Genomic DNA, 19,844 nt, shown 5'->3' with positions numbered 1-19,844 from the left:
CCGCATGCCCCTCAAGGCGTACGACCTCACCGGCCGCACCGCGTTCGTCACCGGCGCGGCCGGCGGCATAGGCCGCGCCTCGGCCGCCCTCCTCGCCGAGGCGGGAGCCACTGTCCACTGCGCCGACATCGACGAGAAGGGCCTCCACGAGACACGCACCCAGATCGCCGACGCGGGCGGCACGGCGCACACCCACCCCCTCGACGTCACCGACCGCGCCCAGCTCAAGGCCGCGATCGACTACATAGAGAGCACCGGCCGGCTCGACATCCTGGCCGCCATCGCCGGAATCATGCACAGCAGCCCCGTCCTGGAGACGAGGGACGAGGACCTCGACCGCGTCCTCGCGGTCAACTTCAAAGGGATTCTGTACGCCTGCCAGGAGTCGGCCCGCGCCATGATCGCCGCGGGCACCCCCGGCTCCATCGTCACCATGGCCTCCGGCGCCGTGGACGCCGCGAACGCCGGTCTGCTCTGCTACAGCGCGGCCAAAGCGGCAGTCGTCCAGCTCACCAAGACCCTCGCGACCGAACTCGGCCCGCACTCCATCCGCGTCAACGCCGTCGCCCCCGGCTGGATCCGCACCCCCATGACCGACCGGCACGACGCCACGCTCCAGCACAAGGCCGAGGCGGCGATGGTCCGGATCTCCCCGCTCCGCCGCGTCGGCGAGCCCGAGGACATCGCCCATACGGTCCTTCACCTGGCGTCCGACGCGTCCGCCTTCACGACGGGCCAGATCCTCCGCCCGAACGGCGGCGTCGCGATGCCCTGGTGATCCCACCGCGCGTGCCCCCACGGGACGCCGTGACATGCACCGGCAGCAGGCTGAGCCCCCACCCGCCTGCCGCCACTGCCCCTTCGACGAGCCCCGCCTGCTGCGGCACGAGCACCAGCCGCAGCACGGCCCACCACCACAGCCCGCCGGCCACGAGCCCGAGGGCGACCAGCGGCACGAGGATGACACCGCGTACTGCCATGGCTGCCTCCTCCGGCCCACGCTAGACCGGCGCGATCACCCACCGGGAGGGCGCACCGGATGCACACCCCGGCGCGCGGGGCACCGGCCACCTCACTCCAGACAGCCCGCGACCCCGACCGCGTGCCGGGGCCGCAGCGCCAACACCTACGGGCTCTCGGCCTGGAACATCCACGCGTGCTTCTCGAGGTCCGCCGTGAGCCCTATCAGCACATCCTGAGTCACCGGATCCGGATCCCCGGTCGCCGCGATCCGCTCCCGCATGCGCCCGATCACCGCGCCGAGCGCGTTCACCAGGGTCTGCACGGCGTCCACGTCCTTGATCAAGCCCTCCGGCACCGCGCCGATCGCACTCTGCGCCGCCACCGTCGCGGCCCGAGCATCCGGCGTCACCCCGAGCGCCGACGCACGCTCGGCCACCGTGTCGGAGTGCATCCGCGCCGTGTCCACGACCTCGTCGAGCTGGAGATGTACGGACCGGAAGCGGGGCCCGACGACATTCCAGTGGACCTGCTTCGCCACCAGTGAGAGATCCACCAGGTCGACGAGCGCGCCCCTCAGCGCATCGCCGACCGTCTTGAGGTCCGACTCGTTCAGAGGGCTCTTCACGACAGACATCGATGTCCTCCACTCGGTTCGCAGATACCCGTCCACCATGGCACAAGTACCCCAAACCAGGCATTCGCCGACAAAGCGAAAGCCCCGGCCCTCCGCCCCGCAGGGGCAGTAGACCGGGGCTCAGCTGCAAACGAAGCCGTGCAGAGCCGTACGGATCAGGCGGCGACGACGTCCACCGCCTCCGCAGGCGCCTTGATCGTCACCCGCTCCGTCGGCACACCCGCCACCGACGTCACGGAGACGGAATTGAGCATCGGGCGTACTGGCGCAGGCACTGGCTCACTCGCCGCTGCCGACTCGGCCAGCTCGGCCAACGACAGCTCGTCGCTGACTTCACGCATGAGCTCGGACATCCGTACGTCAAGCGCGTCGCAGATCGCGGAGAGCAGCTCGGAGGAAGCCTCCTTCTGCCCCCGCTCCACCTCGGAGAGATAGCCGAGCGATACCCGGGCGGACGAGGAGACTTCGCGCAGAGTACGGCCCTGGCGCTGGCGCTGCCGACGCAGCACGTCACCAAGCAGGCGACGGAGCAGAATCATCGGTGGCTCCCTCCTCGGTCCGCGTAGCCGCATCCTTCACGCCCCACCGTACCGCCTCGTGCCGCGGCCGTGCGGGGAGCGATGTCGTGTTCACTCAGGGCTGCAAACATCAAGTCCCCCCGTTCTGTTCCGTATCCTGTGTCCGCGCATTTTCGTGCAGTTCGCCCGAGAGCAGCTCGAGCACGCTCCGTACACTCTCTCTACGGATTTCCGCCCGGTCGCCGTTCAACCGCAACTCAGCCACTTTCCCGGCGCCGCCCGGCCCCGCGACGGCCAGATAGACCGTCCCGACGGGCTGCCCGTCCTGTGGTTCCGGCCCGGCCACACCCGTGGTCGCGATGCCCCAGCCGGCGCCCAGCGCCTGCCGTACCCCCGCCGCCATCTGCCGTGCGACCTCGGGATCCACCGCGCCGCGCTCCGCCAGGAGGGTCCCGTCGACGCCGAGAACATCCCTCTTGAGAGTGGTTGCGTACGCCGTGACGGACCCGCGGAAGGACTTCGAGGCACCTGGTACAGAAGTGAGCTCGGCGGCCACCAGGCCGCCGGTCAGCGACTCGGCGACGGCCAGCGTCTCGCCACGCTCCGCAAGCAGCGCCAGCACCCGAGCCGCGGTCTTCACCGCTTTTTCCCTGCGTTCCCGGCGTTGTTCGCCGCCTCGTCGGCTGCCGCCGCCCGCTGGGCGGCCAGTCCCCTGCGCCTCAGCACGATCGCCTGTCGCACATAGTCCAGACCGGTGACCACCGTCAGCACGACAGCCAGCGCCATCACCCAGAAGCGCAGGGTGGCCAGCGGACCGGTCAGCGCCAGGACGTACATCCCGACCGCCGTGCCCTGCGCGAGGGTCTTCATCTTGCCGCCGCGACTGGCCGGAATGACCCCGTGCCGGATCACCCAGAACCGCATCAGCGTGATCCCGAGCTCACGGAAAAGAATGACTCCGGTCACCCACCACGGCAGATCCCCGAGCGCCGACAGACAGATCAGTCCGGCGGCCATGATCGCCTTGTCGGCGATCGGGTCGGCGATCTTCCCGAAGTCGGTGACCAGGTTGTACGTACGCGCCAGATGACCGTCGAAGATGTCGGTGATCATGGCGACGGCGAACGCCGCCCACGCCCAGGCCCGCCAGGCCGGGTCGTATCCGCCGTCCTGCAGCATCAGCATGACGAAGCCGGGCACGAGCACCAGGCGGATCATGGTGAGGATGTTGGCGATGTTCCAGAGGCTGGCCTGATTGACGGCCGCAGCGCCCAGCTTGCCGCCGGGCGCGGGCCTGCCGGTGCCGCCCCCCGCGGATGCCGGCACTCCGGTCATGTGCCAACCTCCTCAAGACATTCGGCCACCAGGTCGACGCCTTCCGTACCCACGGCCTTTGCCACGACGATACGACCGGGCACTAGCCCCTCGCTCGAAGTGAAGACCACCTGCCCGTCCGTCTCCGGCGCCTGGTGCGCCGCACGGCCCACCGCACCGTCCTCGCCGTCCACGGACTCGACCAGCACCTCAAGGGCCTCGCCGAGCCGCTCCTCGGCGCGCTGCGCGGTCAGCTCCTCCGCGAGCCGCGACAGATGCTCAAGACGCTCGGCAATGACGTCGGCGTCCAGCTTGTTGTCGTACGAGACGGCCTCGGTGCCGTCCTCGTCCGAGTAGCCGAAGACGCCGATGGCATCCAGGCGCGCATCGGTGAGGAAGCTTTCCAGCTCGGCGAAGTCCGCCTCGGTCTCGCCGGGGAAGCCGACGATGAAGTTGGACCGCACGCCCGCCTGCGGGGCCTTGCCGCGGATGGTCGCCAGCAGCTCCAGGAACCTCTCGGTGTCGCCGAAGCGCCGCATCGCGCGCAGCACACCCGGCGCCGAGTGCTGGAAGGACAGGTCGAAGTACGGAGCGATCTTCGGCGTCGAGGTGAGGACGTCGATCAGCCCGGGCCGCATCTCGGCGGGCTGCAGATAGCTGACCCGCACCCGCTCGATGCCGTCGACCTCGGCCAGCTCCGGCAGCAGGGTCTCCAGGAGACGGATGTCGCCGAGGTCCTTGCCGTACGAGGTGTTGTTCTCGGAGACCAGCATGACCTCCTTCACGCCCTGCTCGGCCAGCCAGCGCGTCTCGCCGAGGACATCGCTGGGCCGCCGCGAGATGAACGAGCCGCGGAAGGACGGAATGGCGCAGAAAGAGCAACGCCGGTCGCAGCCGGAGGCGAGCTTCACCGAGGCGACGGGGCTGGTGCCGAGACGGCGACGCAGGGGCGCACGCGGCCCGGACACCGGTGCGACCCCCTCCGGCAGATCCTCGGGGGCGGGCGCGATGTCACCATGGCCGGGCAGCGCCACATCGGACGCCTCCTGCCGTTCGACCGGGCTCAGCGGCAGCAGCTTGCGGCGGTCGCGCGGAGTGTGCGAGGCGTGGACGCCGCCGTTCAGGATGGTCTGGAGGCGGTCGGAGATGTCGGCGTAGTCGTCGAAGCCGAGCACGCCGTCCGCCTCGGGCAGCGCTTCGGCCAGCTCCTTGCCGTACCGCTCGGCCATGCAGCCGACCGCGACCACAGCCTGGGTCTTGCCGTGGTCCTTGAGATCGTTGGCTTCGAGCAGGGCGTCGACGGAGTCCTTCTTGGCGGCCTCGACGAACCCGCAGGTGTTGACGACTGCGACATCCGCGTCGGCGGCTTCCTCGACGAGCTCCCAGCCGTCCGCTGCCAAGCGGCCTGCGAGCTCCTCCGAGTCCACCTCGTTACGGGCGCAGCCAAGAGTGACAAGGGCGACGGTACGGCGTTCGGGCATGGGCTCAAGACTACTTTGTCCTGACCCACGCCCCGGCCCCGAGGGTTCCCGGGGCCACACGGCCCATCCGGGCTAGCCGACCTCGGGGTCGCCCTTCGTGTACGACAGCCGCTCGACCTGGCCCGCCTCGAACCGGTCCTCGACCTTCTTGCCGTTCACGAACAGCTCGATCGCCCCGGCGTTTCCGAGGATCAGATCGACCCGCTCGTCGTCCTGGAAGGTCTTGGACTCGCCCTTGAGCAGCAGCCCGTCGAAGAGCAGCTTGCCGTTGTGCGACTTGGCCGAGATCCAGCTCTTGTCGTCCAGAGCGGAGAGCTTCACCGTCACCTTGTCCTTCGGCACCGCCGCGATGGCGCTGTCCGACGGGTCGGGCTTCGGTGGGGCGGGCTTACTCGTGGACGGATCAGCCGGGCTCGGCTTCTGCTCGGACGCCGACCCCTCGGCCACACTGCTGCCCTTGCCGCCGTCCTCGCCGCTGAAGAGCGTGAAGCCGACGAAGCCGATCACGGCGACGATCGCGGCGACCATGGCGGCCGTCCAGTTGGGGCGGCGCGCATCAGGACGGATGCGCTCGGCCTCGAAGAGCGGCGCGGCAGGGGTGGGCGAAGGACGTCCGCCGTGGTCCGCGTCGTACTGCGCGACGAGCGGATCGGGATCGAGGCCGACGGCACGCGCGACCGTGCGGATATGACCGCGCGCGTAGACATCGCCGCCACAGCGGGAGAAGTCGTCCTGCTCGATCGCTTGCACGATCGGGATGCGCACCCGGGTGGAGGAACTGACTTCGTCAACGGTCAGACCTGCGGCGATGCGGGCTTGCTGGAGCGCATGACCGATCGAAGGCCGGTCGTCTTCGTTCGAAGACCGGTCGTCTTCAAGCGAAGGCTGGTCGTCGTCGATTGAAGGCCGGTCGTCTTCGGGGGAGTTGCCGATGGACACGGGGGCGCCTTTCGAGCGTGTAGCCACCTGCTGGAGGTTCAGTCTATGGGTGGAACGAAAGGGTGGGGCAACCGGGCGAGGGACTTTGTACGCCAACAGAATGGCCGGTCATCCTGATGGTGGGACATCTGACTGTCCCTCCCTCCAACTTGACGTACGGCTGAGGGAAACGGTTGCTCTCCAAACCCTTACGAGTGAGACTCCCCGCGGATCACGGCAAGCACTCCATCGAGTTCATCCGGTTTCACCAGGACATCGCGTGCCTTGGAGCCCTCACTCGGCCCGACGATGTTCCGTGACTCCATCAGATCCATCAGCCGACCCGCCTTCGCGAAGCCCACGCGCAGCTTGCGCTGGAGCATCGACGTCGACCCGAACTGGGTGGATACCACCAGCTCAGCGGCCTGACAGAGCAGATCGAGGTCGTCGCCGATGTCCTCGTCGATCTCCTTCTTCTGCTTCGTGCCGACCACGACGTCCTCCCGGAAGACCGGGGCCATCTGATCCTTGCAGTGCTGGACGACTACCGCGACCTCGTCCTCGGTGACGAAGGCGCCCTGCATACGGGTCGGCTTGTTCGCACCCATCGGGAGGAACAAGCCGTCGCCCTTGCCGATCAGCTTCTCCGCGCCCGGCTGGTCGAGGATGACCCGGCTGTCGGCGAGCGAGGAGGTCGCGAAGGCGAGCCGCGAGGGCACATTCGCCTTGATCAGACCGGTGACGACGTCGACCGATGGCCGCTGGGTCGCCAGTACCAGATGGATGCCGGCGGCGCGCGCCAGCTGGGTGATCCGGACGATGGCGTCCTCGACGTCGCGCGGCGCCACCATCATCAGGTCGGCGAGCTCGTCCACGATGACCAGCAGATACGGGTACGGGGTGAGCTCGCGCTCGCTCCCCTCCGGCGGCTTGACCTTGCCGTTCCTGATGGCCTGGTTGAAGTCGTCGATGTGCCGGTAGCCATACGCCGCGAGGTCGTCGTAGCGCAGATCCATCTCCCGCACGACCCACTGCAGCGCCTCGGCGGCCCGCTTGGGGTTGGTGATGATCGGGGTGATCAGGTGCGGAATGCCCTCGTACGCGGTGAGCTCGACCCGCTTGGGGTCGACGAGCACCATCCGTACGTCCTCCGGCGTCGCCCGCACCATCACGGAGGTGATCAGGCAGTTGATACAGGAGGATTTGCCTGAGCCGGTCGCGCCCGCGACCAGGACGTGCGGCATCTTCGCCAGGTTGGCCATCACATAGCCGCCCTCGACGTCCTTGCCGAGCGCGACCAGCATCGGGTGCTCGTCGCCCGCGGCGTCCGCGAGGCGCAGTACATCGCCCAGGTTGACCATCTCGCGGTCGGAGTTCGGGATCTCGATGCCGACCGCGGACTTGCCGGGGATCGGGGAGATGATCCGTACGTCGGGGCTGGCGACGGCGTACGCGATGTTCTTGGTGAGAGCGGTGATCCGCTCGACCTTCACGGCCGGGCCCAGTTCCACCTCGTACCGGGTGACCGTCGGGCCGCGGGTGAAGCCGGTGACAGCCGCGTCGACCTTGAACTCCATGAAGACATTGCTGAGCGAGGCGACGACCGCGTCATTGGCGGCGCTGCGCGTCTTGCCGGGGCCGCCGCGCTCCAGCAGGTCCAGGGAGGGCAGGGCGTAGGTGATGTCGCCGGAGAGCTGGAGCTGCTCGGCGCGCGGCGGCAGAGGCTGGGACTCATCGGGTACCGGCGCGGACTTCGTCAGATCCGGTACGGACGCCTTCGATCCGCTCTCCTTCGGCCCGGGCTCCTCGGGCTCTCGCGCGCTCGGCACAGGGCTGGCGGCCCGCTGCCGGTCGGCGGTGACGTCCCGGGTGAGGTCGGCGACGAGCGGCGACGGCGGCATGCCGTTCAGTACGGCTCCGTCGAGCGCCGCGGCGGCCGCCGCTGCCACATCCACCGCGTCCATCGGACGATCCATGGCGGGCTGCACGGAGGCCCTGCGCGGCCGCCTGCGCTTGGAGAGCGCTGCCTCCTCGGCAGGGTCCGGGTCGAAGTCCGCGGGCGCTTCGCCCCGGCGCGCGGACGAGCGGCGCGCCCGCCCGGGCACGGCCTCGCGCCACTGGTCCTCGTACCGCTCGTCGTCCTCGCTGTCCGCCCCCGGCTCGTACGGCGGCTCAACGATGCCCAGCTTGGAGCCGAGCAGCCGCAGCCGCTGCGGAATGGCGTTGACGGGCGTCGCGGTGACCACGAGCAGGCCGAAGAGCGTGAGCAGCACGAGCAGCGGTACGGCGAGGACCTCACCCATGGTGAAGATCAGCGGCTTGGACGCGGCCCAGCCGATCAGCCCGCCAGCGTCCTGCATCGCCTCGGTGCCCTCCCCGCGGCCGGGAGAACCGCAGGCGATGTGGACCTGCCCGAGCACGCCGACGACGAGCGCGGACAGACCGATCACGATCCGGCCGTTGGCCTCTGGCTTCTCGGGATAAAGGATCAGGCGTACGGCGATCACGCCCAGCAGTAGCGGCGCGAGCAGATCGAGCCGGCCGAACGCGCCGGTCACCAGCATCTCGACGAGATCGCCGACCGGGCCGCGCAGATTGGACCAGGTGCCGGCGGCGACGACCAGCGCCACACCGAGGAGCAGCAGCGCAAGGCCATCCTTGCGGTGCGCCGGGTCGAGCCCCTTCGCTCCCCGTCCTATGCCACGGAACAGAGCGCCCACAGTGTGCGCCAGACCGAGCCAGAGGGCGCGCGCGAGGCGGTACACGCCCCCTGTGGGGGACGGTGCGGGCTTGGGCGCCGCCTTCTTGGCGGGCGCTTTTTTCGCGGGTGCTGTCTTCTTGGCGGCAGCTTTCTTGGCGGGCGCCGCCTTCTTCGCGGCGCCGGTCGTACGGCCGACGCGCGGCTTCGCGGTGCCCGCCGCGCCCTGGGAACCCTTGCCGGACGTGCGTGAGGCCATGGTGGTGAGGTTACCGGTGTCGACGGCAGCGGACACGTGTGCCCACTGCTTCACTCGTTCGTGTCGTGCCGGTGGGGCGGGAAGCTGACGCCCTGGGGGCGGGAAGCTGACGCTCCCTCAAGCCCCGGGCGGCCGTTCAGTTCTGCGAAGGCAGCGACGGCGTACCGCCGCCGGTACCCGGTTCCAGCGCGTCGAGCGCCCGGCGCAAACCGGTGAGTTTGCGCTCGAGATGGGCCGCGGTGGCGACCGCGGCGGCGTCCGCCGCGTCGTCATCGAGCTGTTTGGACAGCGCTTCCGCCTGCTCCTCAACTGCCGCGAGCCGCGCGGAAAGCTCGGCGAGCAGCCCCGCGGGCTCCTTGCTGTCGCCCGCGCTCGCGTGCCCGCCGCCGCCCTCCAGCTGGAGCCGCAGGAGCGCGGCCTGCTCACGCAGTTGGCAGTTCTTCATGTACAGCTCGACGAAGACCGAGACCTTGGCGCGCAGCACCCAGGGGTCGAACGGCTTGGAGATGTAGTCGACCGCGCCCGCGGCGTAACCCCGGAAGGTGTGGTGCGGGCCGTGGTTGATCGCGGTGAGGAAGATGATCGGGATGTCCCGGGTCCGTTCCCGCCGCTTGATATGTGCGGCCGTCTCGAATCCATCCATACCGGGCATCTGGACATCCAGCAGAATGACCGCGAAGTCGTCCGTCAGCAGCGCTTTGAGCGCCTCCTCCCCGGACGATGCCCGCACCAGTGTCTGATCGAGCGCAGAGAGGATGGCCTCCAGCGCCAGCAGATTCTCCGGCCGGTCATCGACCAGGAGGATCTTGGCCTTCTGCACCATGGCCCGCCCTCCTCGCCCCGGATGTGCACCGGGCGCCGCCCCAGGGGACGACTCCCTTACGTCGCCCGCCCTTGTGCCGGTCATGGTAGCCGCACCCCGCCTGTCGCCACACCCTGTCACCGCGATGTCACTGTGCACGTAGCAGAAACGTAGCGGGAGACCAGAAGGTTCCCCGAATACCGCCGTCTCACACGCCTTCGGCCACAGTCAGTCAGCAACTCGCACAGAACCGGGCAGGCGTCGCTCACTCCCCGCGCATCCATTGCTCCATCACCGAGAGCAAATGGTCGGGATCCACCGGCTTGGTGACATAGTCGGAAGCGCCCGACTCAATGGCCTTCTCCCGGTCGCCCTTCATCGCCTTGGCGGTCAGCGCGATGATCGGCAGACCGGCGAACTGCGGCATCCTGCGGATCGCGGTCGTCGTCGCGTACCCGTCCATTTCCGGCATCATGATGTCCATCAGCACGACCGTCACATCGTCGTGCTGCTCCAGGACTTCGATGCCCTCACGGCCGTTCTCCGCGTACAGCACCGAGAGCCCATGCTGCTCCAGCACACTGGTGAGCGCGAAGACATTGCGGATGTCGTCGTCAACGATCAGCACCTTCTCGCCGTCGAAGGCGAAGGTGCGCCGCTCCTCCAGCGGCGCCTCCTGGCCGGCGTTCGCCCCGGCCCACTGCTCCGCGCCCACCGACGCACCGCCCGCCTGGCCGGGCAGCGCGCGCCGCTGGTCCATCGAGCCCAGCGCCTTGCGCCGCCGCCGGAACAGCGCGGCCGGGCCGGCGTGGGCGTCCACGGGCGCGGGCGCATCGTGCCGCGCCTGCGGAAGCCCGTTCTCCGATGCGTCCTCGGCGGTGTCGGCCTGCTGGCCGGAGGCGCCGGGGGTGAGCTGCGGGTAACCCTGCGGCGGCAGTTCGCTGGGGTGAAGGGGCAAGTAGAGGGTGAACGTCGAGCCGCGGCCCGGTTCGCTCGCCGCATGGATCTCGCCGCCCAGCAGCCGGGCGATCTCGCGGCTGATGGACAGTCCGAGGCCCGTACCGCCGTACTTCCGGCTGGTCGTGCCATCGGCCTGCTTGAACGCCTCGAAGATGACGCGCATCTTGCCGGCCGCGATCCCGATCCCGGTGTCCGTGACCGAGAAGGCGATCAGATCTCCGTCCGCGTCCCGCAGCGACCCCGCCTCCAGCAGCTGCTCGCGGATCGACTGGGGCACATCGGCGCTCGCGGGCCGGATCACCAGCTCCACCGCGCCGCTGTCGGTGAACTTCACCGCGTTGGACAGAAGGTTGCGCAGCACCTGCAGCAGCCGCTGCTCGTCGGTGTGCAGCGTCGCGGGCAGCTCCGGCGACACCCGTACGGAGAAGTCGAGCCCCTTCTCCGCGGTCAGCGGCCGGAAGGTCGCCTCCACATAGTCGACGAGCTGAACCAACGCGATACGGGTCGGGCTGACGTCCATCTTGCCCGCCTCGACCTTCGACAGGTCGAGGATGTCGTTGATCAGCTGGAGCAGGTCGGAGCCGGCCCCGTGGATCGTTTCGGCGAACTCCACCTGCTTCGGCGAGAGGTTCCCCTCCGCGTTGTCCGCGAGCAACTTGGCAAGGATCAGCAGGGAGTTGAGCGGCGTACGCAGCTCGTGCGACATGTTCGCCAGGAACTCCGACTTGTAGCGCATCGAGACCGCGAGCTGCTCGGCACGCTCCTCGAGCACCTGCCTCGCCTCTTCGATCTCGGTGTTCTTCACCTCGATGTCGCGGTTCTGCTGCGCCAGCAGCTCGGCCTTCTCCTCCAGTTCGGCGTTGGATGCCTGCAGCGCCTTCTGCCGGTTCTCCAGCTCGGCCGAGCGCTCACGCAGCTGCTCCGTCAGCTCCTGCGACTGCTTGAGCAGTACCTCGGTCTTCGTGTTGACGCTGATGGTGTTGACGCTCGTCGCGATCATTTCGGCGATCTGGTTGAGGAAGTCCCGCTGGATCTGCGTGAACGGCTGGAAAGACGCCAGCTCGATCACACCGAGGACCTTCCCTTCGAAGAGCACCGGCAGCACGATCACATACGCGGGCGATGCCTCGCCGAGACCTGAGGAAATCCGGAGATAGCCCGGCGGCACATTGACCTGGATGGTCCGCTTCTCCTCGGCCGCGGTGCCGATCAGTGTCTCGCCCGGCCGGAAGGATGTCGGCATCAGGCCGGCGGAGTAGCCGTAACTGCCGCGCATGCACAGCTCGTACGACATCTCCCCGCCCGGCGAGACGTCCGAGCCGCCGCCCGTCGGCATCGCCAGGAAGAACGCGCCGTGCTGCGCGGAGACGACCGGAGTGAGCTCGCTCATGATCAGCGAGGCCACGTCATGGAGGTCGCGCCGGCCCTGCATCAGACCGGAGATACGGGCCAGGTTGCCCTTGAGCCAGTCCTGCTCCTCGTTGGCGAGGGTGGTGTCGCGAAGGTTCGCGATCATCGTGTTGATGTTGTCCTGCAGCACCTGGATCTCGCCGGCAGCGTCCACATCGATCTTGAGGTTCAGATCGCCGCGGGTCACCGCGGTCGCGACGGCCGCGATCGCGCGCACCTGACGGGTGAGGTTCCCGGCCATCTCGTTCACCGACTCGGTGAGGTCGCGCCAGGTTCCGTCAACGTCCCGCACCCGGGCCTGACCGCCCAGCTGCCCGTCCGTGCCCACCTCGCGGGCCACCCGGGTGACCTCCTCGGCGAACGACGACAGCTGGTCCACCATCGTGTTGATGGTGGTCTTCAGCTCCAGGATCTCGCCGCGCGCATCGATGTCGATCTTCCTGGTGAGATCGCCCTTGGCGATGGCGGTGGTGACCGTGGCGATCTGCCGCACCTGGCCGGTCAGATTGGACGCCATCGAGTTCACGGACTCGGTGAGGTCCTTCCACGTACCAGATACGCCCGGCACATGCGCCTGGCCGCCCAGCTCGCCCTCCGTGCCCACCTCGCGGGCCACCCGGGTCACCTCGTCGGCGAACGACGACAGCGTCGTCACCATCGTGTTGACGGTCTCGGCCAGCTCCGCGACCTCGCCGCGCGCCTCGACCGTGACCTTCTTCGTCAGATCGCCGTTGGCGACCGCCGCGGAAACCCGCGCGATGTTACGCACCTGATTGGTGAGGTTGTTGGCCATCAGGTTGACGTTGTCGCTGAGGTCCTTCCAGATACCGGTGACGCCACGCACCCGCGCCTGACCGCCCAGTACACCTTCCGTACCCACCTCACGGGCGACCCTGGTCACCTCGTCGGCGAAGTCCAGCAGCTGGTCGACCATCGTGTTGACCGTCGTCACCAGTTCGAGGATCTCGCCCTTGGCGTCAACGGTGATCTTCTTCGACAGGTCGCCCTTGGCGACCGCCGTCGTCACCTCGGCGATATTGCGCACCTGCGACGTCAGGTTGTTGGCCATGAAGTTGACGGACTGTGTGAGGTCCTTCCAGGTGCCGGAGACTCCCTGCACCTCGGCCTGGCCGCCCAGGATGCCCTCGGTGCCCACCTCGCGCGCCACCCTGGTCACCTGCTCGGCGAAGTTCGAGAGCTGATCCACCATCGTGTTGAGGGTGTTCTTCAGCTCCAGGATCTCGCCGCGCGCATCCACGTCGATCTTCTGCGACAGGTCACCACGGGCCACCGCGGTGGCGACCTGCGCGATGTTACGGACCTGGCCGGTGAGGTTCTCCGCCATGCCGTTCACGGAGTCGGTCAGATCGCGCCACACACCGGCGACACCGGGCACCTGCGCCTGCCCGCCAAGCCGGCCGTCCGTACCCACCTCACGCGCGACCCGCGTCACCTGCTCGGCGAAGGCAGAAAGCTGGTCGACCATCGTGTTGATGGTGTTCTTCAGCTCCAGGATCTCGCCGCGCGCATCCACGTCGATCTTCTGCGACAGGTCACCACGGGCCACCGCGGTCGTCACCTGCGCGATCTGCCGCACCTGCGAAGTCAGGTTCCCCGCCATGAAGTTGACGGAGTCGGTCAGTTCCTTCCACGTACCGCTGACGCCGTCGACACGCGCCTGGCCGCCCAGGCGGCCCTCCGTGCCCACGTCCCGCGCCATCCGCGTGACCTGATCGGCGAACGAGGAGAGCTGCGCCACCATCGTGTTGACGGTGTTCTTCAGCTCCAGCATCTCGCCCGCGACATCAACCGTGACCTTCTGCGACAGATCGCCATTGGCGACCGCCGTCGTCACCTGCGCAATGTCCCGCACCTGGCCGGTGAGGTTACGGAACGCGGTGTTCACCGAGTCCGTGAGGTCCTTCCAGGTCCCGGCCGCGCCCGGCACCTCCGCCTGCCCGCCGAGACGGCCCTCGACGCCGACCTCGCGGGCCACCCGCGTCACCTCGGAACCGAACGACTGCAGCTGGTCCACCATCGTGTTGACGGTGTTCTTCAGCTCCAGCATCTCGCCCGCGACATCGACCGTGACCTTCTGCGACAGATCACCGTTCGCTACCGCCGTCGTCACCTGCGCAATGTCCCGCACCTGGGTGGTCAGGTTGCGGAAGACGGTGTTCACCGAGTCGGTGAGGTCCTTCCAGGTCCCGGCGGCTCCCGGCACCTGCGCCTGGCCGCCGAGCAGACCCTCGGCCCCGACCTCGCTCGCCACACGGGTGACCTCGTCCGCGAACGTACGCAGCGTCTCGGTCATCTGGTTGATGGTTTCGGCGAGTTGGGCCACCTCACCGCGTGCGCTCACCGTGACCTTCTGCGACAGATCACCGTTGGCGACCGCCGTCGTCACCTCGGCGATACCGCGCACCTGCGAGGTCAGATTGCCGGCCATGGTGTTCACCGAATCGGTGAGGTCTTTCCACACACCGGCCACACCGGGCACCGCCGCCTGCCCGCCCAGCTCGCCCTCCGTGCCGACCTCCCGGGCGACCCGGGTCACCTCGGAAGAGAAAGAGGACAGCTGGTCCACCATCGTGTTGACGGTGTTCTTCAGCTGAAGCATCTCGCCGGCCACATGGACGGTGACCTTGCGTGACAGATCACCCTTGGCGACCGCCGTGGTGACGAGAGCAATGTCACGCACCTGAGCGGTCAGCCGGTACGCCATGGTGTTGACCGAATCCGTGAGATCCTTCCACGAACCGGACATACCGCGCACCTGTGCCTGGCCGCCGAGTTTGCCCTCGGTGCCGACCTCCAGCGCCACCCGGGTCACTTCGTCGGTGAACGCCGACAGCTGGTCGACCAGGCTGTTGACCGTACGCGCAACCTTCAGGAATTCGCCGCGCAGCGGCCGTACCGCCGCGTCCGCGCCCTCCACGGAGTGAGAGCGCAGCTCCATCCGCTGCTCCAGGTCGCCCTCGGCGACCGCCGAGAGCACCCGTCCCACCTCGGACACCGGCCGCGCCAGATCGTCCACCAGAGCGTTCGAAGCGTCGATGGCGGCCGCCCAGGAGCCCTCGCAGGCCCCTGTCTCCAGCCGCTCGGTCAGCTTCCCCTCGCGCCCGACCATCCTGCGTACGCGTGCGAGCTCACCCGTGAGGTGGAGATTACGGTCCGCAACCTCGTTGAAGACGGCCGCGATCTCCGCCATCACGTCGTCGCCCGACACGGTCAGACGCCGACGGAAATTGCCGTCCCGCATCGACACCAGGGCCGCAAGCAGCCTGTTCAGAGCTGCCGTATCCACTTCGGTTGTCCCATTGCTCCGGGACCGTCCGCCTTTTGCGCGCGTGTTCTTGCCACGCGCCGCCATGCCAGACTCCACCGTGTCCCTCCCGCAGGGGTTGACCGTACTGCCCAGGCTGTCCAAGGACAGCCTGCCCAGTGTTTCACCATGGCCGAACCAGGCCATAACAGTTCGGCAGCTTCGCATAGCGTCCCCGCCCCCGGAGGGCGGAAACAGCGGCGACCGGCATCCGCTCGGACAGCGAAGGTAAGTAACCTGGCATCCGGCTGTCCAACCGCCCCGGTCCGTCCGGCGGGGGCGGCGTGGCGCAAGTACTACCAATGGGCACCGGGAGGGGCAGGCCGCATCATGGCAGAGCCGGGCGTCGAGACGCGTACGAGGAGTTCTGTGATCACCGCGCGGGCGGCTGCCAGCTTCGACCCTGTCGGGCGGTCCGTCGCGACCGCCCGGGCCTTCGTCCGCGACACCCTCCAGGGGTGGGGGTACTCCGACGTAGTGGACGACGCGGTCGTCCTGACCAGCGAGCTCGTCACCAACGCCGTCGTGCACGCGGGCACCGCCGCCGATGTGCTCTGTCTGCGTACGGACGAAGGTGTACGGGTCGAAGTCGCCGACCGCTATCCCGAGCGCGAGATCCCGATACAGGGCACCGGCCGGTCGCTCGGCAGCCTCGACCGCGAGAACGGGCGCGGACTACTCCTGTGCGCCGCCCTCGCCTCCCGCTGGGGCGTCGAGTACTCCCCCACCTTCAAACAGGTGTGGTTCCAACTCGACCTCCCCCAGCGCCCGGTGGGCACCCGCTCCGCCGGCCCGGTTCTGCCGATCCCGCTCCTACCGGTCGCCGACGAACGCGTACGCGTCGCGGTCACCCAGATCGACCGCAGCGGTTCGATCGCCGTCTGGAACGAAGACGCGGAACACCTCTTCGGATACGCCGCCGAACAGGTCATGGGCAAACCCCTGACGGACTTCGCCGCCTGGCCGCAAACTCCCGGCATCGGCACCGGCATCGCAGAGGCGCTCCAACTCTCCCGCTGGGAGGGCAGTTACGGCATCCGGGGCACCGACGGCCGCGTCGTCCCCGTCTACGCATCGCACCTCCGGGTCCGCGACACCCGTGGCGAGCCGTCCACCGTCTGCCTTCTCGTACGCGACGACGAACGCGCCGTGCTGCAGACCCCGCAGCGCGCCCCCGTGACCGATTCGGGCGCAGAGAGCCACGCCACCGACCCCTTCGAGGTCTTCATCGGCTCCCCGGCGCCCGAAGACCTCGACGGCCTTCTCCAGCGCACCGTCGAGCGCGCCCGCGACATGCTCGACGGCGACGCGGCCTTCCTGCTGCTGGCCACCGACGACGAGACGGAACTCGAAGTACGGGCCACCACCGGCCTTCCGTCGGCCCGTCAGCGCTTCGCCCGCGTCCCGGTCGAGGCCGGCACCGGCCGCTACGGCTCCGCCCGAATGCCCGCCGTCCACGAGGACCTCACAGCCGTCCCGGGTGCCGTCCCGCTCCTCAACTCCACCGGCATGCGCTCCGTCGTCACCGTCCCGCTCAAGGTCGAGGGCCGCCTCACCGGCTCCCTCGGAGTCGCAGCCGAATCCTCGGGCCGCTACTCCAACGAGGAGGCCCTGCGCCTTCAGTTCGCCGCCGACCGCATCGCCCTGGCCGTCGAATCGGCCCGCCTGGGCGAACTGGAACGACTGCGCCGCGGCTCACTCTCCTTCCTCGTCGAGGCCTCCGACCTGCTCGCCGGAACCCTCGACCGGGACCAAACCCTGGCGCTGATGGCCCAGATGACGGTCCCTACCCTCGCCACCTGGTGCGCCGTCTACACCATCGCCGACCAGGCATCCGAGCCGTACCTCAGCTACGTACTCCACGAGGACGAGGAGCGGATCGACGGCCTCAAGGCCCTCCTCTCCAAGATCGACCCGCCCGACCCGGTGCCCACCCCCGGCGCCCGCGTCTGGACCGCCCCCGCCGAGGCCGGCCAGGCGGCCGCACTGCGCACCTCCAAGCGCGAACTCGGTCTCGGCTCCACACCACCGGTCTCCTCCGGTATCGGCACCACCCTCGCCACGGCCGCCGCGGTCGGCGGCGAAACGGTCGTCCTGCCCCTCGTCGCCCGCAACCGCGTCATCGGCATGCTGACTCTCGGCAAGCCGTCCGACGACCACTTCCGCCAGGAGATTCTGGAACTCGCCGAGGACCTCTCCCGCCGGGCGGCCCTCGCTCTCGACAACGCCCGTCTGTACTCCGAACGCATGGCCATCAGCCAGTCCCTCCAACGCAGCCTGCTGCCGCCGGAACTCCCTCAGATCCCGGGCGTAGAGGTCGAGGTCATCTACCGCGCGGCCGGCGAAGGCAATGAAGTCGGCGGCGACTTCTACGACCTCTTCCCGATCCGCGACGGCGCGTACGGCTTCGCCATCGGCGACGTCTGCGGTACGGGCCCGGAAGCCGCGGCGGTCACCGGCCTGGCCCGCCACGCCCTGCGCCTGCTCGCCCGCGAGGGCTTCGGCGGCCCCGCCGTCCTGGAGCGCCTGAACGCCGCGATCCTTGACGAAGGGGCCCGCAGCCGCTTTCTGACGCTCCTTTATGGCGAGTTGTGGCCACAGGACGATGGCAGCGCGGTCCTCAAGGTCGTCTGCGCCGGCCACCCCCTCCCACTCCGCCTGCGCCAGGACGGCAGCGTGGAACCCGCGGCCGAACCGCAGCCGCTTCTCGGCGTCATGGACGACCTGGAGCTGTACGAGCAGATGGTGACCCTCGACCCGGGCGACGTTCTGCTCTGCGTCACGGACGGCGTGACCGAACGCCGCGAGGGGACACGCATGCTGGGCGACGACGGACTCGTCGACGTTCTCACCACGTGCACGGGCCTCACGGCCGGCGCGGTCGCCTCCCGCGTCCTGCGCGCGGTCGAACGCTTCGCCGCCGAACCGGCCTCCGACGACATGGCGATCCTCGCGATGCGCGTCCCGGAGCCCCGCAAGCCCTGAACACGAAGAAGGCCCCCGCCAGTTGGCGTGGGCCTTCTTCGCTACTGAGCCCCAATACGGAATCGAACCGTAGACCTTCTCCTTACCATGGAGACGCTCTACCGACTGAGCTATTGGGGCCTGCCGCGCTGCGGCAACGGGACAGATCATACCCCGAACGCACAGCTGCTTCGAACCAGCCATTCCTCTGGACCGCCCGATCCCGTCCTGCCACCATGCGCCAATGCTTACAGGCCCGAGAACGCCCAAGGTTGCCGTCGCCGTCGCCGTGGCCCTCCTGTTGGCCGGCTGCGGCTCGGACGGCGATGACGATGGCACGAAGACGAAGCCCAAAGCGCCCCCTGCGGCCAAGGAGTCCCCGCGCCCCGGCGACCAGCGCGTGACAATCACCTGGAAAGGCAAGAAGCGTGTGTACGCGGTCCACGCCCCGCCTACGTACACCCCGGCCAAAAAGCTGCCCTTGGTCATCGCCATGCATCCGTACCCGAGCGACGGCGCCTATGCCGCCAAGCTGACCGGCCTCAATGCCAAGGCCGACAAGGAAGGCTTCCTCGTCGCCTACCCCGACGGCCTCAATCAGGCCTACAACGCACTGACGCTGCGGCGCCGAGGACGACGTCGGCTTCATCTCCACCATGACGAAGCGCCTCCTCACCACCTGGCAGGCCGATCCGGACCGCGTCTACGCAACAGGCATCAACATCATGGAGATCGGCATCGGCACGTGGCACGAACGCCTTGCCTGCAAGGCCGGCCCAGCAGTGAAGGTCAAGGACACCCGCACGCCCGCGAAGTGCCGGGACCAGTCGGAGTTCCTGACGTACCGCCTCCCGGACATGGGCCACAACTGGCCCGGCAGCAAGGACCCAGGAATGGGCGATCCGGTAACCGGCGTCAATGCCACGGACCTCATATGGGAGTTCTTCAAGGCGCATCCCAGGAAATCTTCCTGAACGCAAAAATGCCTCAGTCCCCGGACAGGGTCCGGGGACTGAGGCTAAAAATTGTTCGGCGGCGTCCTACTCTCCCACAGGGTCCCCCCTGCAGTACCATCGGCGCTGAAAGGCTTAGCTTCCGGGTTCGGAATGTAACCGGGCGTTTCCCTGACGCAATGACCACCGAAACTCTATGAAGATATCGATCCGGAACCCCGGCCATGGGGCTCGACAGTTCGTTACTTCAGAACTGACACAGTGGACGCGAGCAACTGAGGACAAGCCCTCGGCCTATTAGTACCAGTCAGCTCCACCGGTTGCCCGGCTTCCACATCTGGCCTATCAACCCAGTCGTCTACTGGGAGCCTTACCCTCTCAAGGAGGTGGGAGTCCTCATCTCGAAGCAGGCTTCCCGCTTAGATGCTTTCAGCGGTTATCCTTTCCGAACGTAGCCAACCAGCCATGCCCTTGGCAGGACAACTGGCACACCAGAGGTTCGTCCGTCCCGGTCCTCTCGTACTAGGGACAGCCCTTCTCAAGACTCCTACGCGCACAGCGGATAGGGACCGAACTGTCTCACGACGTTCTAAACCCAGCTCGCGTACCGCTTTAATGGGCGAACAGCCCAACCCTTGGGACCGA

The 19,844-nt window shown here is 68.3% G+C and carries 13 protein-coding genes, 1 tRNA gene and 2 rRNA genes; 3 read left to right on the top strand and 13 right to left on the bottom strand.

Annotated elements, in window-relative coordinates; translation table 11 throughout:
- Nucleotides 1-4: 4 nt before the first annotated feature.
- Nucleotides 5-778, top strand: a complete 774-nt coding sequence (locus tag ACZ3H8_RS00080; RefSeq protein WP_467395645.1) for an SDR family NAD(P)-dependent oxidoreductase — start codon at nt 5-7, stop codon at nt 776-778.
- On the opposite strand, the gene ACZ3H8_RS00075 is transcribed toward ACZ3H8_RS00080, so the two are convergent.
- From ACZ3H8_RS00075 to ACZ3H8_RS00030, 10 genes are all read right to left on the bottom strand, one after another.
- Nucleotides 726-980, bottom strand: coding sequence for a hypothetical protein (locus tag ACZ3H8_RS00075; RefSeq protein WP_467395643.1), 255 nt, complete (start codon nt 978-980; stop codon nt 726-728). The genes ACZ3H8_RS00080 and ACZ3H8_RS00075 overlap by 53 nt on opposite strands.
- A 146-nt stretch (nt 981-1,126) precedes the next feature.
- Nucleotides 1,127-1,597, bottom strand: a complete 471-nt coding sequence (locus tag ACZ3H8_RS00070; RefSeq protein ID WP_467395641.1) for a Dps family protein — start codon at nt 1,595-1,597, stop codon at nt 1,127-1,129.
- A 155-nt stretch (nt 1,598-1,752) separates the two neighbouring features.
- Nucleotides 1,753-2,136: a helix-turn-helix domain-containing protein gene (locus ACZ3H8_RS00065; protein WP_019889909.1), complete on the bottom strand. Its 384-nt coding sequence runs from the start codon at nt 2,134-2,136 to the stop codon at nt 1,753-1,755.
- Between the two features lie 109 nt (nt 2,137-2,245).
- Nucleotides 2,246-2,755, bottom strand: a complete 510-nt coding sequence (locus tag ACZ3H8_RS00060; RefSeq protein ID WP_467395636.1) for a CinA family protein — start codon at nt 2,753-2,755, stop codon at nt 2,246-2,248.
- Nucleotides 2,752-3,450, bottom strand: coding sequence for a CDP-diacylglycerol--glycerol-3-phosphate 3-phosphatidyltransferase (pgsA, locus tag ACZ3H8_RS00055; protein WP_467395634.1), 699 nt, complete (start codon nt 3,448-3,450; stop codon nt 2,752-2,754). The genes ACZ3H8_RS00060 and pgsA overlap by 4 nt, the downstream gene beginning before the upstream one ends.
- The gene (gene rimO, locus ACZ3H8_RS00050; protein ID WP_398990853.1) at nt 3,447-4,910 is read right to left on the bottom strand and encodes a 30S ribosomal protein S12 methylthiotransferase RimO; all 1,464 of its coding nucleotides are present in this window, start codon (nt 4,908-4,910) and stop codon (nt 3,447-3,449) included. The genes pgsA and rimO overlap by 4 nt, the downstream gene beginning before the upstream one ends.
- 72 nt (nt 4,911-4,982) lie before the next feature.
- Nucleotides 4,983-5,849: a helix-turn-helix domain-containing protein gene (locus tag ACZ3H8_RS00045; RefSeq protein ID WP_467397854.1), complete on the bottom strand. Its 867-nt coding sequence runs from the start codon at nt 5,847-5,849 to the stop codon at nt 4,983-4,985.
- A 188-nt stretch (nt 5,850-6,037) separates the two neighbouring features.
- A complete protein-coding gene (locus tag ACZ3H8_RS00040; protein WP_467395630.1) occupies nt 6,038-8,785 on the bottom strand; it encodes a DNA translocase FtsK in 2,748 nt (915 codons plus the stop codon).
- 136 nt (nt 8,786-8,921) lie between these two features.
- Entirely contained in the window at nt 8,922-9,608 is a 687-nt protein-coding gene (locus ACZ3H8_RS00035) for a response regulator (protein WP_467395628.1), read from the bottom strand.
- A 244-nt stretch (nt 9,609-9,852) separates the two neighbouring features.
- Complete coding sequence (locus ACZ3H8_RS00030; protein ID WP_467397851.1) at nt 9,853-15,330, bottom strand: HAMP domain-containing protein; 5,478 nt, start codon at nt 15,328-15,330, stop codon at nt 9,853-9,855.
- A 282-nt stretch (nt 15,331-15,612) separates the two neighbouring features.
- Here ACZ3H8_RS00030 and ACZ3H8_RS00025 point away from each other — a divergent pair, with 282 nt between their 5' ends.
- Complete coding sequence (locus tag ACZ3H8_RS00025) at nt 15,613-18,267, top strand: SpoIIE family protein phosphatase (protein WP_467395626.1); 2,655 nt, start codon at nt 15,613-15,615, stop codon at nt 18,265-18,267.
- A gap of 47 nt (nt 18,268-18,314) precedes the next feature.
- On the opposite strand, the gene ACZ3H8_RS00020 is transcribed toward ACZ3H8_RS00025, so the two are convergent.
- Nucleotides 18,315-18,387 (bottom strand) — tRNA-Thr (locus tag ACZ3H8_RS00020).
- 515 nt (nt 18,388-18,902) lie between these two features.
- On the opposite strand from ACZ3H8_RS00020, the gene ACZ3H8_RS00015 reads away from it, so the two are divergent.
- The gene (locus ACZ3H8_RS00015; RefSeq protein ID WP_467395624.1) at nt 18,903-19,220 is read left to right on the top strand and encodes a hypothetical protein; all 318 of its coding nucleotides are present in this window, start codon (nt 18,903-18,905) and stop codon (nt 19,218-19,220) included.
- A 53-nt stretch (nt 19,221-19,273) separates the two neighbouring features.
- On the opposite strand, the gene rrf is transcribed toward ACZ3H8_RS00015, so the two are convergent.
- Nucleotides 19,274-19,390 (bottom strand): 5S ribosomal RNA (gene rrf / locus ACZ3H8_RS00010).
- 86 nt (nt 19,391-19,476) lie between these two features.
- Nucleotides 19,477-19,844: ribosomal RNA gene (locus tag ACZ3H8_RS00005) — 23S ribosomal RNA — on the bottom strand; the annotation flags it as partial.

It is taken from the genome of Streptomyces sp. NPDC002868 (genome assembly GCF_055563295.1).
The sequence above is the reverse complement of the archived record's forward strand: the minus strand, read 5'-3'. Positions and strand labels throughout refer to the sequence as shown.